This is a genomic window from Salinisphaera sp. C84B14 (genome assembly GCF_040361435.1).
GTDB lineage: Bacteria > Pseudomonadota > Gammaproteobacteria > Nevskiales > Salinisphaeraceae > Salinisphaera.
Window position 1 is genome coordinate 60,389 of record NZ_APNL01000019.1, and the last position, 12,370, is coordinate 72,758.

14 protein-coding genes are annotated in these 12,370 nt (G+C 63.9%); 1 reads left to right on the top strand and 13 read right to left on the bottom strand.

Annotation, left to right across the window (positions count from 1 at the left end):
• Positions 1–9 precede the first annotated feature (9 nt).
• The 11 genes from fliP to fliF form a co-directional block, all read right to left on the bottom strand.
• Positions 10–768, bottom strand: coding sequence for a flagellar type III secretion system pore protein FliP (fliP, locus tag C84B14_RS15215; protein WP_491731441.1), 759 nt, complete (start codon positions 766–768; stop codon positions 10–12).
• The gene (gene fliO / locus C84B14_RS15220; protein ID WP_353225347.1) at positions 768–1,271 is read right to left on the bottom strand and encodes a flagellar biosynthetic protein FliO; all 504 of its coding nucleotides are present in this window, start codon (positions 1,269–1,271) and stop codon (positions 768–770) included. Before fliO ends, fliP begins: the two co-directional genes overlap by 1 nt.
• Positions 1,268–1,765, bottom strand: coding sequence for a flagellar motor switch protein FliN (gene fliN / locus C84B14_RS15225; protein ID WP_353225349.1), 498 nt, complete (start codon positions 1,763–1,765; stop codon positions 1,268–1,270). Before fliN ends, fliO begins: the two co-directional genes overlap by 4 nt.
• Positions 1,762–2,772 carry a flagellar motor switch protein FliM gene (gene fliM / locus C84B14_RS15230; RefSeq protein ID WP_348767460.1) on the bottom strand — a complete coding sequence of 337 codons (1,011 nt, stop codon included), beginning with the start codon at positions 2,770–2,772 and terminating at the stop codon, positions 1,762–1,764. The genes fliN and fliM overlap by 4 nt, the downstream gene beginning before the upstream one ends.
• Before the next feature lie 9 nt (positions 2,773–2,781).
• The gene (gene fliL, locus C84B14_RS15235; RefSeq protein WP_353225352.1) at positions 2,782–3,267 is read right to left on the bottom strand and encodes a flagellar basal body-associated protein FliL; all 486 of its coding nucleotides are present in this window, start codon (positions 3,265–3,267) and stop codon (positions 2,782–2,784) included.
• A gap of 85 nt (positions 3,268–3,352) precedes the next feature.
• On the bottom strand, positions 3,353–4,897 hold the full coding sequence (locus C84B14_RS15240; protein WP_353225354.1) for a flagellar hook-length control protein FliK: 1,545 nt from the start codon (positions 4,895–4,897) through the stop codon (positions 3,353–3,355).
• 26 nt (positions 4,898–4,923) lie between these two features.
• Entirely contained in the window at positions 4,924–5,370 is a 447-nt protein-coding gene (gene fliJ, locus C84B14_RS15245; RefSeq protein ID WP_348767457.1) for a flagellar export protein FliJ, read from the bottom strand.
• Position 5,371: 1 nt separating this feature from the next.
• Positions 5,372–6,757: a flagellar protein export ATPase FliI gene (gene fliI, locus C84B14_RS15250; protein WP_353225356.1), complete on the bottom strand. Its 1,386-nt coding sequence runs from the start codon at positions 6,755–6,757 to the stop codon at positions 5,372–5,374.
• Complete coding sequence (locus C84B14_RS15255; protein ID WP_353225358.1) at positions 6,754–7,446, bottom strand: flagellar assembly protein FliH; 693 nt, start codon at positions 7,444–7,446, stop codon at positions 6,754–6,756. Before C84B14_RS15255 ends, fliI begins: the two co-directional genes overlap by 4 nt.
• The gene (gene fliG / locus C84B14_RS15260) at positions 7,439–8,431 is read right to left on the bottom strand and encodes a flagellar motor switch protein FliG (RefSeq protein ID WP_353225370.1); all 993 of its coding nucleotides are present in this window, start codon (positions 8,429–8,431) and stop codon (positions 7,439–7,441) included. The genes C84B14_RS15255 and fliG overlap by 8 nt, the downstream gene beginning before the upstream one ends.
• Positions 8,432–8,435: 4 nt before the next feature.
• Complete coding sequence (gene fliF, locus C84B14_RS15265) at positions 8,436–10,115, bottom strand: flagellar basal-body MS-ring/collar protein FliF (RefSeq protein ID WP_353225360.1); 1,680 nt, start codon at positions 10,113–10,115, stop codon at positions 8,436–8,438.
• A gap of 282 nt (positions 10,116–10,397) precedes the next feature.
• Here fliF and fliE point away from each other — a divergent pair, with 282 nt between their 5' ends.
• The gene (gene fliE, locus C84B14_RS15270) at positions 10,398–10,760 is read left to right on the top strand and encodes a flagellar hook-basal body complex protein FliE (RefSeq protein WP_353225362.1); all 363 of its coding nucleotides are present in this window, start codon (positions 10,398–10,400) and stop codon (positions 10,758–10,760) included.
• A 78-nt stretch (positions 10,761–10,838) separates the two neighbouring features.
• On the opposite strand, the gene C84B14_RS15275 is transcribed toward fliE, so the two are convergent.
• Together C84B14_RS15275 and C84B14_RS15280 are read right to left on the bottom strand one after the other, a co-directional pair.
• Positions 10,839–11,906 (bottom strand): FliC/FljB family flagellin, encoded by a 1,068-nt coding sequence (locus C84B14_RS15275; protein WP_353225364.1) that lies wholly within the window; start codon positions 11,904–11,906, stop codon positions 10,839–10,841.
• Between the two features lie 278 nt (positions 11,907–12,184).
• On the bottom strand, positions 12,185–12,370 hold a 186-nt coding region (locus tag C84B14_RS15280; protein WP_353225366.1), incomplete at its 5' end, for a flagellin.

Sequence of the window (12,370 nt, forward strand, 5' to 3'; positions counted from 1 at the left end):
GTCTGCCCCCTAGCTCATGAAGAAGCTGTCGGCCAGCGAGCCGATCAACAGCGTCCAGCCGTCCACGAGCACGAACAGCATGAGCTTGAACGGCAGGGAGATCGTGGCGGGCGGCACCATCATCATGCCCAGCGACATGAGGACGCTGGCCACCACCAGGTCGATGATCAAAAACGGGATGAAAATCATGAAGCCGACCTGGAAGGCCGTCTTCAGCTCGCTGGTTACGAACGCCGGCAGCAACAGCCGCAGCGGCACGTCCTCCGGACCCTGCATGGGCGGAATATCGCCAAGATTGGCGAACATGGCCAGATCGCTTTCCCGTGTCTGGCGCAGCATGAACTCTCGCAGCGGCTGTACGCCGTTCTGCAGCGCTTGTTGAAAGGTTATTTCGTCGCGCGACAAGGGTTCGTAGGCCACGTCGTAGATGCGCTCGAATACCGGCGACATCACGAAGAACGTGAGAAACAGCGCCAGTCCAAGCAGCACCTGATTGGGCGGTGCGGTGGGTGTACCGATCGCGCTGCGCAAAAGGCTCAACACGATGATGATGCGGGTGAAGCCGGTCATCATCAGCAGCACGGCCGGCAAAAACGCCATCGCCGTGAGCAGTACGAGCGTCTGGACCGACAGTGTCCAGGACTGGCCGCCATCCTGGAGCGGGCGCGCGACGACGCCAGGCAGCGCGCCGGGCTCCTGGGCGCCTACGGCAAAGCTTGCGGTCAGCGCCAGCAGGGCCAGCAGCAGGCGTATCGGCAGGCGGGCCATCAGCGGCCCCGGTCGTTACGGCTGAAGCGCGACCCGGCGCGGCGCAGATTCTCGGCGAGCGCTTCGCCGAAGCTCGGCGTGGCGCGGCCGCTGCCCGGTTCGGGCTTGTCGCGCTCGCCGGCCGGCATGCTGTGGAGTTTGTTGACGCTGTTCGGAGCGACGCCCAGCACCAGCCAGGTGTCTTCGACTTCGACGACCACAACGCGTTCGCGCGGGCCCAGGCTCTGGCTGGCGATGATGTCCAGCGAGCGTGCGCTGCGGTTGCGATAGGGGCCAAAGCGCTTGAGCAGGGCGCTGCAGACGAAGATCAGCGCTATCACCGCGATCAACCCCAGCGAGGTGCGGCCGATGCTTTCCATGCCCAGCGAGCTATTGGCACGGGGCACCGCGGCCGAGGGCGTGTCCGCGCCCGCCTGGGTCTGGCCGTGGAGCCAGTCGGCCGAACCGGTACGCGGCGCATCCTGCGCCGCGTTCATGGTCTGTTGTGCCTCGTCGTCGTTCATTTGTTGAGTTTATGAATACGTTCCGAGCGGGTCACGATTTCGGTGATACGGATGCCGTATTTCTCATCGACCACGACCACTTCGCCCTGGGCGATGAGATAGCCGTTGACCAGAATCGACATCGGCTCGCCGGCCAGGCCATCGAGTTCCACTACCGAGCCCTGGGCCAGATCGAGCAGTTCGCGAATGGTCAGACGTGTCTGGCCCAGTTCCACCGACAGGGTGACCGGGATCTCCATGATCATGTCGAGTTCGCGCGGCGTGCCGGCCTTGGCCTCGTCGGCCAGTGGCTTGAACACGCTATCGCCGGCGCTGGTGGCCTTGGAAGACGACGTGGCTTTGCCGCCCGTCTCGACTTCGGCCTGTTCGGCCATGGCCTCGCCCCAGGCATCCTCCATGCTGTCGCCATCGCTGTTCGGCTGTTCGCCGGTCTGTTCGGCGAGGGCGGCGGCCCAATCGTCGTCGGCGCCGCTCTGGGCCTTATCGTCGTTCATTTTTTCGGTCCCTGGTTGGACTTTGAAGCCTCTTGGTTGATGACACGGGTTACGCGTAGCGCCTTGCGGTCGTTGAGCCGTCCGTAGTCGCATTCGAGTACCGGCACGCCGTCAACGCGGGCAGTGATGGCACGGGGCAGGTCGATCGGCAGAACATCGCCGACTTCCAGCTGGGCGATCCGGCCGAGCGTGGTTTCGATTTCGGTGAAATCGGCCACCAGCCTGATATTGCTCTGCTTGATCTCGCCGGCCAGCTGCTGCGTGCGCTGGCGCTCGTCTTCCGGATCGCGTTTTTGCAGCGGCCCGGACAACAGATCCTTGATCGGTTCGATCATGGAATAGGGCATGCAGATCTGGAAATCGCTGCCGAACGCGCCGACCTCGACATGAAACGTCGAACTGATCACGAGCTCGTTGTCGTTGCTGGTGATGTTGGTGAACTTCACCTGCATCTCGGCGCGCTGATACTCCAGCTCTACCGGATACACGCTCTTCCAGCCTTCCTGATAGCTTTCCAGCGCCAGCGAAAGCAGTCGTTGAATGATGCGTTGCTCGGTATGGGTGAATTCGCGGCCTTCCGAGCGGGTCAGAAACCGGCCGTCACCGCCGAACAGGCTATCGACGACCAGATAGACCAGGTTCGGCGGAAACACCACCAGAGCATTGCCGCGCAGCGGCTTGATGCTGATCAGGTTGATATTGGTCGGCACCGGCAGATTGCGGGTGAAGTCCTTGTATTTCTGGATCTTGAGCCGCCCGACCGTGATATCCGCATTGCGCCGGATCAGGTTGAACAGCGACATGCGGAACCGGCGTGCGAAGCGCTCGTTGATGATGTCGAACGCATGCAGGCGTCCGTGCACCACGCGCTGCTGGTCGTTGGGGTCGAACGCGCGGATGCGCTTGCCGCCGTTGTCCTTGCTGCTCGCAGACGGCTCCTCGTCGCCGCTGACGCCCAGCATCAGCGAGTCGATTTCGTCCTGCGAAAGCATGTCGTCGTTGGACACGATCCCTGCCTATTGAACGATGAAGTCGGTGAAGAGGACTTCCTGCACGCCAATGGCGTCTTCGTCCTCGTAGAAAGGCCGGGCGATCGCTACCTGCAGCGACTCGGCCAGCGATTGCTTGCCGCTTGCGCTGGTGAGGTTGTCGGCCTTCGTATCGGCGATAGTCATGAGAATACGGTTGCGGACCTCGGGCATGTGTTCGGCAAGCTTTTCTGCGGCTTTGCTGTCGTCGACCTTAACCGCAATACGTACGTAAAGGATACGCCCGCGCGGATCGCTGAGGTTGGCCGTGAACGGGTCGATCTGCACGAACACCGGCGCGGGCTTGGGCACGGCCGGCGCGTGGGCCGGGGCGGCAGCTTCCTTGTCGCCGTCGTTCATGAAGAAATAAGTGCCGCCGATCGCCGCGCCGGTCACGATGACCAGCGCCAGCGCCATGATGATGAGCCAGAGCATGCGGTTGCTGCCGGGGGCGTTGGGGGGCGAAGTGGCCATGGGCGAGGATTATCCTTGAAAGTGAGTCAGCGGCAGGGGCCGCCGTATGGGCGACTAGAGTCTGAGAACGCTAGCCTTACAGACCCTAGGCGAAGATGTCGATGCCGCCGTCGAGCGTGCGTCCGGCCAGCGTCGTCACTGCCACCGGTGCGGTCAATGCGTCCACGCTTGCGACGTCACCGCTATCGGCCGATCCGGCGCCGGCCTGAGCACGACCGTTGCCGTTGTTGTTCGACGAATTCGGGTTCGCGCCCTGGTCGCTGACCGACGTCTGGCCGAGATTGATCCCGCTTTCGGCGAAGGCATGACGCAGCTGCGGCAAAGCGGCTTCGACCGCGGCCCGCACGTCCGCATGCGCCGAGGCGAAGTGCAGCTGGGCCTGTTCACCCATCTTGAGTGATACGTGCAGCTGGCCGAGTTCGCGCGGGTAGAGCGTGAGTTCGGCCGCGCCGTCGCCCAGGTGGGTCAGGCGCAGGGCCTGCTGGTTGATCGCCTGTTTCCAGGCTTCACTGCCCAGCGGCGCCTGTACGCTGGCCGCCAGGGCGGCCGGCTGGGCGGCCGGGGTAAAATTGCTGCTCGCCGCGGTTTGCACGCTGCTCGCCGCGCTCGCCAGTGATTTCAGGTCCAGTTTGTCGGCAAATTCGCCGTCGCGACCGGGCTGCATGAAACGCGTGCCGCGGCCGGGCTGGAACGTATCCCCGGCAAAGGCGGCCCAGGCGGCCGGGTTGCGGGTATCGGTCGGCGCATTCTGTGCGGCGGCTGCCATGCGGGCCCGATCGCCGGTCAACGCGTCTTCGCCCTGCTTGGCCAGCCCGTCGCGGTCGGCGGCAAATCGCAGTGCGCTGTCGGTCTGCCTGTCGCCGCCCTGCAGGGCGCGTGCATCCAGCAGGCGGGTATGGACGCCGTCGTCCGCAGCGTCGGCCTGTGCCTGCGCCGCGGTCTGAAGCGAAAGCTGCACGTCGGCCGGGGCCGGCGCCAGACGCGCCATGCTGTTATCCGATGCCGGTTTCGCCGATGACGGCGCTGTGCCGCGCGGCTGGGCCGACACGGCCTGGCCAATCCAGCGCATGTCGGCGAATACGAGCGCCTCGTTTTCGCCCGCGGCTTCGCTACCGGCAGGCGTGTCGCTATCGCGAGCCGGTTCGAGTTCACTTGCGGGTTCGGCTGCGAGCGCGCCGTCGCGCGACACACCGCGATCGAGTGCGCGCAGCTCGGCGGCCGCCTTGTCGTCGCTGCGCGCATCCAGGGCGCGCTTGTCCGTTGCGCCGTGGCCCAGTGCGCGCAGCGCGCCGCTCGACGTATCCGACAGCGGCGCGTTGGGCCCGTCGAGGACCAGACGTTGGTCTGCCTTGCGCGCGTCCGGCTGGGTTTCGGCAAGGGCTTGCGGTGCCAGCCCCCCGGGGGCGGCCGCGTGTTTGGCGGACGCCTGATCGGGCCGGCGGGCCGTGTTGGCAGCGCGCGTATCGGCCTGGCCATGGGTCTGGCTATGATCCTGGCCATGCGCTTGGCGACGATCGGCCAGCACGGCCGAGAAGCTGAGCTTGCCTTCGGGCTGGTCGCCGGATGCCGCATTCTTGGCACCGGTCTCGGCCGGCGCTGTTTTTGCAGCAGTGAGAAGCTGAATACTCATGAAGCGATTCCCGTGGGCGGCGAACGTTATTGATAAAGGCCGGCAGAGAGCGCGCGGCTGGCGAATTCGTCGGTCTGACGTTGCTCGCGGCGGGCTTCGGCCTGTTGGGCCGCCTCGCGGCGACGCACGGCCAGTACATCATAGGAATTCAGGCGTTTCTGGCGGTCGCGCCAGTCCTCATTGCCGTGCTCGACGCGGCGCTCGCTTTGATTGACCGCACCGCGCTGCTGTTCGATGGCGTGCTCTAGGGAGGCGATGAAGCGCTGGTAATTCTGAAGCGTGGCAATGCTCATGCCCATCGCCATGGCGTCGTCGAGACGGCGCTGATATTCGGCGTGATAGGTCAACAACGCTTCGAGCTTCTGTTCGGTCTGCTGGTGATCGCGACGCAGACGCCCGAGCGTGGCGGCGGCCGCGTCGCGGTCGTCGGTCGCCAGGTCGATCAGGGTTTCGAGTGCGGATGTCTTGGCCATATCAGTGCGTGGTTCTCTGCGGTAACAGGTCCGCCAGTTGCTGGCTGGCATGGTCGAAATCGGCGCGTTGATTCATCGATTGCTGCAAAAAGGCTTCGAGCTGCGGATACATTTCGATGGCCTGGTCGAGCAACGGGTCGCTGCCCTTCGCGTAGGCGCCCACGCTGATGAGGTCGCGGTTGCGCTGGTAACGCGAGAGCATCTGCTTAAAGTACTGGATACGCGACAGATGCATTTCATCGATAAGCGCGGTCATTGCGCGGCTTATCGAGGCTTCGATATCGATGGCCGGATAGTGGCCGGATTCGGCGAGCTGGCGCGACAGCACGAAGTGCCCGTCCAGTATGGCGCGCGCGGAATCCGCGATCGGATCCTGCTGGTCATCGCCCTCGGTGAGCACGGTATAGAAGGCGGTGATCGATCCCTTGCCGGGGGCGTCGTTGCCGGCGCGCTCGACCAGTTTGGGCAGTTTGGCAAATACGGACGGCGGATAGCCCTTGGTCGCCGGTGGCTCGCCGATGGCCAGCGCGATCTCGCGTTGGGCCATGGCATAGCGCGTGAGCGAGTCCATGATCAGCAGCACGTTTCTGCCGCGTTCGCGAAAGTCTTCGGCCAGGCGCGTCGCATAGTCCGCGCCCTGCAGGCGCAGCAGGGCAGAGTCGTCGGCCGGCGCCGCGACCACCACGGCCCGCTTGAGGCCTTCGGTGCCGAGGATGTTGTCGATGAAGTCCTTGACCTCGCGCCCGCGTTCGCCGATGAGGCCGACCACGATGACGTCGGCCTGGGTGAAGCGGGCCATCATGCCCAGCAGCACGCTCTTGCCCACGCCGGAGCCTGCGAACAGCCCCAGACGCTGACCGCGTCCGACCGTCAACAGGGCGTTGATCGCGCGTACGCCGACATCCAGCACGTCGTGGATAGGCTCGCGATCGAGCGGGTTGAGACGTGGGGCCGCCAGCGTGGCATGGGCCGCGTCGTGCAGCGGGCCCCGCCCGTCGAGAACGCGCCCGCGCGCATCGACCACGCGCCCGAGCAGGCTATCGCCCACCGGCACGCGCTTGCTGCCGATGGCCTGTGCCCCCGGCGGCGGCAGGGTGGCCCACACGCGCGCGCCCGGCACCATTTCAGCCGTGTCCACAAACGGCATCAGCAAGAGTTTTTCCTGATTGAAGCCCACCACCTCGGCCTCGGCGAAGTCGCTGCCGCCGCGGATTTCGACAATACAATGGGCCCCCAGGGGCAGCTGCAGCCCGACGGCTTCCAGCACCAGCCCGGTGGCACGCGTCAGCCGGCCGCCCTGACGGGTGCGCGACAGATGGCTGACCTGTTGACGGGCCTCGCGCAGGTCCTCGAGCCATTGCGTGACAGGGCTGGGGGTGCTGGTCATACGTCTTCTCCGTGGCCGACGGTGTGCAGCAGCCGCTCCCAGCGGTCGCCCACGGTGGCATCGATGGCGCGCTGTTCGCTTTCAATACGGCAGTCGCCGCGGGCCAGGCCCATGTCGGGGCGCAGTTCCCAGCCGGCGGCCTGCAGCGTCTGCGCCAGATGCGATTCGACCAGCGCATGATCTTCGATATTCACATACAGCGTCGGCTTGCCGCCGATGGTGGCGTTCTCGGCCATCAGCGCTTCGATCTCCTCGATGATATGTTCCGGCTTGAGCTCCAGCGCGCGGCCGGCCAGCTGGTGACCGGCTTCCAACGCGAGTTCCACCAGCTCGTAAGAGACGTTGTCGTTGAGACCGTTGACGGCCGTGCGAAAGGCTTCGCTCAATTCGCGTATGGGGGCGAGCAGGGTATCGAGCTCCGCGGCCAGGCGTTGTTCGTGTTCTGCCTTGGCCTCGGCCCTGCCTTCGGCACGGCCTTGCTCCAGGCCTTCGGCATAACCCGACTCGTGGCCCTTGGCGACGGCTTCTTCCTTAGCCAGCTCGAACAGCGCGAAGCTGATGCCGTCTTCGCGCCGTCGTGCCGGCGTATCCCCGGCATCGCCTCCATCCCGGTGGGGCGCACGCCGTTCCAGCGCGCCCATCTGCCAAGGGCGCCAAGCGTCCTTTCTCGCGCGGGACCGATCAGACATATTCGTCGTCGTCACTGCTCAAGGTGATTTCGCCAGCATCGGCCAGACGGCGCACGGTCAGCAAGATCGCCTTGCGCTCGGTTTCCACCTGCGACACGCGAATCGGGCCGCGCATCTCCATGTCTTCACGCAGCATTTCGGCTGCACGATTGGCCATGTTCGAGGTAAAGCGCGAGATAAGCTCCTCCGGCGTGCCCTTGAGCGCGACCACCAGGCTGTTCTGGTCCACTTCCTGGAGCAGGCGCTGAATGGTGCGATCGTCGGCGCTGGCCAGATCCTCGAACACGAACATCTGGTCGATGATCTTCTGGGCCAGATTGTCGTCGTGGGCACGCACGCTCTCGAGCACGCTTTCCTCGTTGGCGGAGTTCATCAGGTTGAGGATTTCGGCGGCGGTCTGCACGCCGCCCATCTTGCTGCGCTTGAGGTTCTGGCCGTCGAGCAGGCCGGACAGCACTTCCGTGAGTTCCTGCAGGGCGGCCGGCTGCACGCCCGAGAAAGTGGATACGCGCAGTACCACGTCGTTGCGCAGGTGCTCGTCGAAGTGCATGAGCACTTCCGCGGCCTGGGCACGTTCCAGGTGCACCATGATGGTGGCGATAATCTGCGGATGCTCGTCGCGAATCATTTCGGCGACGACCGTCGGCTCCATCATGTTCAGCGCATCGATGCCGGTGCCCTCCTGGGCATCGAAGATATCCTCGAGCAGGCTGGCCGCCCGCTCGGCGCCCATGGCCTTGGTCAGCACCGAGCGGATGTGCTCGCTCGAATTCATGCTCACGGCGCTGACCTGCTCGAATTCCTCGTGGAAGTTGTTCAGGACTTCGCTGATCTTTTCGTTCGAGATGTTGCGCAGGTTGGCCATGCGCATGCCCAGTTCCTGAGCGTCGCGCGTGGACAGGTGTTTGAACACGTCGGCGGCGGTGTCTTCGTCGAGCGTCATCATCAGGATGGCGCTGGACTCACTGCCGGTTTCGTTGAACATTTGTCTAGGCATTGCTATGCATCCAGCTCTTGATGATGGCGGCGACGAGTTTCGGGTCGTTCTTGGCGGCTTCGCGGGTCGTGGTCAGCAACGCATCCTGCTGGCGTCGCTTGCCACGGCCGGCTTCGATGGCCGCGCGCAGGTCTTCATTGCCTTCGTCCGAGTCCTCGGCCACGGCGCCGGCTTCGGCTTTTGCATCGGCCAGGCGTACCGGGGCACGCGGCACCTGGTCGAGCAGCGGCTTGACCAGTCGACGCCATACGATCCAGGCAGCGATGGCCAACAGCAGATACTTGATCGCGCTCTCGGCCATGGCGATGAGCTGGCGATCCTGCCACCACGGCACGCCCGGCTCGACCACGTTCTCGGGCTGGTCGGTGAACGGCATGTTGATGACTTCAAGCGAGTCGCCACGCGCCACCGAAAAGCCCATCGCTTCGCGCACCAGGCTCTTGATCTGGTTCATCTGTTCTTCGGCCAGCGGCATCGGCTGCATTTCGCCTTCGGCGTTCGCCTGCATCGGATAGTTGACGACCACCGCAGCCGACAGCCGTTGAACCTGGCCGCTTTGCTCGCGGGTATGGCGAATGGTGCGGTTGACCTCGTAGTTGATGGTCGCGTTGCTGACCGTGGAGCCCTTGGCGCCTTCAGCATTATTGTTGTTGTTGGCGGTGGTGGTGGTGTTCTTGTTGTTGATGGGCGAATCGATTTCCGGGCTGGGCTGGTTGCTCAGCGCGCCGGGAACGCCGCCCGTACCCGGGCCACCGTTCGAGCGCGTGGCGCTGCGCTGTTCGCTGCGGATTGCGGCCTGGGTAGGGTCGCCATTGGGCGCGTAGAGCTCTTCGGTCTGTTCGTTGGAAGAGAAATCCACGTCGGCGACCACGCGCGCACGGATGTTGTCGCGGCCGACGATGGGCGCGAGGATGGATTCGATTCGGTCGCGGTAGCTGCGCTCGATCCGGTCAACGTATTCCAGCTGTGAGCCATCGGTGGCATTGCCCGCGGTGGCGGCATTGTCGGACAGCAGTTTGCCGGAGCCGTCGACCACGGTAACGCTCTCGGTGGGCAGGTTGGTCACGCTGCTGGCCACGAGGTTGACGATCGCCGTTACCTGGCCTTCGCCCAGCGCGCGACCGCGATAAAGGTCGAGCACGATAGAGGCGCTGGGCTTTTCGCGCTCGCGCACGAATACCGAGGATTCGGGGATGGCCAGATGAACGCGCGCCTTGGCGACCGCGTCCATGCTTTCGATGGAACGTGCCAGCTCGCCTTCGAGCGCACGCTTGTAGTTGACGTGTTCGGCGAACTGGCTGATGCCGAAGGACTGGTTGTCCATCAGCTCGAAGCCCACGCCGCCGCCGTTGGGCAGGCCTTCGCCGGCCAGGGTCAGGCGCGTACGGTCGATCATGTCGGTGGGCACCATGATCGTGTTGCCATTGCCCGCGAACTCGTAGGGGACCTGCATCTGTTCGAGTTTGGCAATGATTTCGCCGCCGTCGCGATCGTTCAAGTTCGAGAACAATACGCCGTAACTAGGACCCATGGACCACATCGCCATGGCCACCAGCAGGGTCACGGCTATCGCGACACCTACAATCAACGGCAGACGCGGGTTTGCGCGTAGCTGCTCCAGCACGCCGGGCTTGGCCTCGGCTGCTGCGACTGCCGTATCCGCTGTCGCCATGCTCTTTCCTCGTTGCTTGATGTGCGATTGCCGCGGCTGTTGATAGTCGAGCCCGGCCCCTGGGTGCTGCCGTTGATGCAGCGCGCGTGCGCCGCAGCCCCAGCAGGACGAAGGCCATTATTCAGCACCGAGAAAAAATCAAAGGACGAATAAGCCCACTTTTTGGGCGGCAATTGGGCGGATTAGATCGCTTGCGCCTGCGCTACCCTGCAATTCGTCAAATGGGGTGCCGTGCCAATTCGGCCGACGTGCCCCGGTCGCATTTCACGAGGGTAGGGCTCAATGAGTATCTCGGCAGTCAATCTCAACAGCGTGCTGCAACAGCTTCAGGCCACGGCGAATCAGGCCGGCCCCGGCGGCGTTCAGCCAGGCGTGCAGCCCGGTGCACAGGCAGTCGCGAAAAGCGGCGAAAAGGCGGAAGCCGTGGATTTCTCCAACGCGCTGGTCGCCGCGATCGATCGCATCGATGGCATGAAGCAGAGCGCTGTGGCCCAGGGCCATGCGTTCGAGCGCGGGGTGCCCGGGGTTGGCATCAACGATGTGATGGTCGACATGCAGAAGGCGGGGCTCGCCTTCGAAATGGGCGTACAGGTGCGCAACCGCGTCGTGAGTGCCTATCGCGAGATCATGAACATGCAGGTATAGCGCTGTTCACGCGCTGCAACGAAAAGAGGGCGCCCCGGGGCGCCCTCTTTTTTTGTCTCTTGCGAGACGATCCGCGGCTTACCGGAGCAGGGAGAGAACGCCCTGGGTGCTCTGGTTGGCCTGGGCCAGTACGGAGGTACCGGCCTGCTGCAGGATCTGAGCCTTGGACATGTTCGACACTTCGGTGGCGTAGTCGGCATCGGTGATGCGCGAGCGGGCCGAGGAGATGTTGATTTCGGTGGTGGAGATGTTGTTGATCGCCGAGTCCAGACGGTTCTGTACCGCACCGAGATCCGAGCGCAGATCGTCGACCTGCTTCAGGGCGCTGTCGAGGGAGGCCAGCGGGTCGGCGCTCTTCTGGGCGACCGCGTTGTCGGTATTCACAGACACCGCGATCGTGGAGTCGCTGCCGTCGCCAGCCGAACCGGTGGTGACCTTGACGTCTGCAGCATAGACATTGCCGCCGCCGTCGGTAACGAAGTAGTCGCCGTCATCGTCCTGCTGCAGGGTGCCGGTGACCGTACCGCCATTCTGATCGGTGATCGTGGTGGCGCCGGTTGCTGTGTCGTCGTTGGCGTCTTTCACGGTGGCGGCACCGAGCGTGCCGTCAAAGCCGTTCACATTGAAACTGCCAAGGCCCAGCGAAGCCGAGTCCATGTTGGAGAGGTTGATGGAGATGGTCTGATCGTCCTTATCGCCGACCTGGATCTTGATTTCGGTCTTGGAGCCGTCGAGCACCTTGGTGCCGTTGAAGGCGGTCTGCTCGGACACGCGGTCGATCTCGCCCAGGCGCTGGGTGATTTCGTTCTGGATCGATTGCAGATCGGACTGGCTGTTGGTGCCGTTGGCGGCCTGCACGCCCAGTTCACGCACGCGCTGCAGGTTGTCGTTGATCTGGTTGAGCGCGCCTTCGGTGGTCTGGGCCAGCGAGATGCCGTCGTTGGCATTCGAGGAAGCCTGCATCAGGCCGTTGATCTGCGAGGTCATGCGGTTGGAGATGGCCTGACCGGCGGCATCGTCCTTGGCGGAGTTGATCTTGCTGCCCGAAGACAAGCGCTCGATAGCGCTGTTCAGGGTCTTCTGGGACTGGTTGAGGTTCTGCTGGGCGGTCAGCGACAGCGTGTTGGTATTGATCACGAATGACATGTTGCACTTCCTATGGGTGAGTCTATTTTTACTGGCCGGATAGCTTCAGGGAGCTTTGTCGCGGCGTCATTGCGTGCCGCTGAAGTGCATATCGTCCGCGCGCGCGATTCCTTTAAATTCTGCTGAGGCTCATGAACGAGCAGGAATGGCTTACCCGATAACCCCGTGCAGCTCGTCATGATCTGCTTGGTTAAAAGCGGTGTTGTGACCGTTCCAATAAAAAGGGCGCCCGAAGGCGCCCTTTGTATCCGCGTATAGCGAAGGCTTGAAGCCAAGGCTTACCGGAGCAGGGAGAGTACGCCCTGGGTGCTCTGGTTGGCCTGGGCCAGCACGGAAGTACCGGCCTGCTGCAGGATCTGAGCCTTGGACATGTTCGACACTTCGGTGGCGTAGTCGGCATCGGTGATGCGCGAGCGGGCCGAGGAGATGTTGATTTCGGTGGTGGAGATGTTGTTGATCGCCGA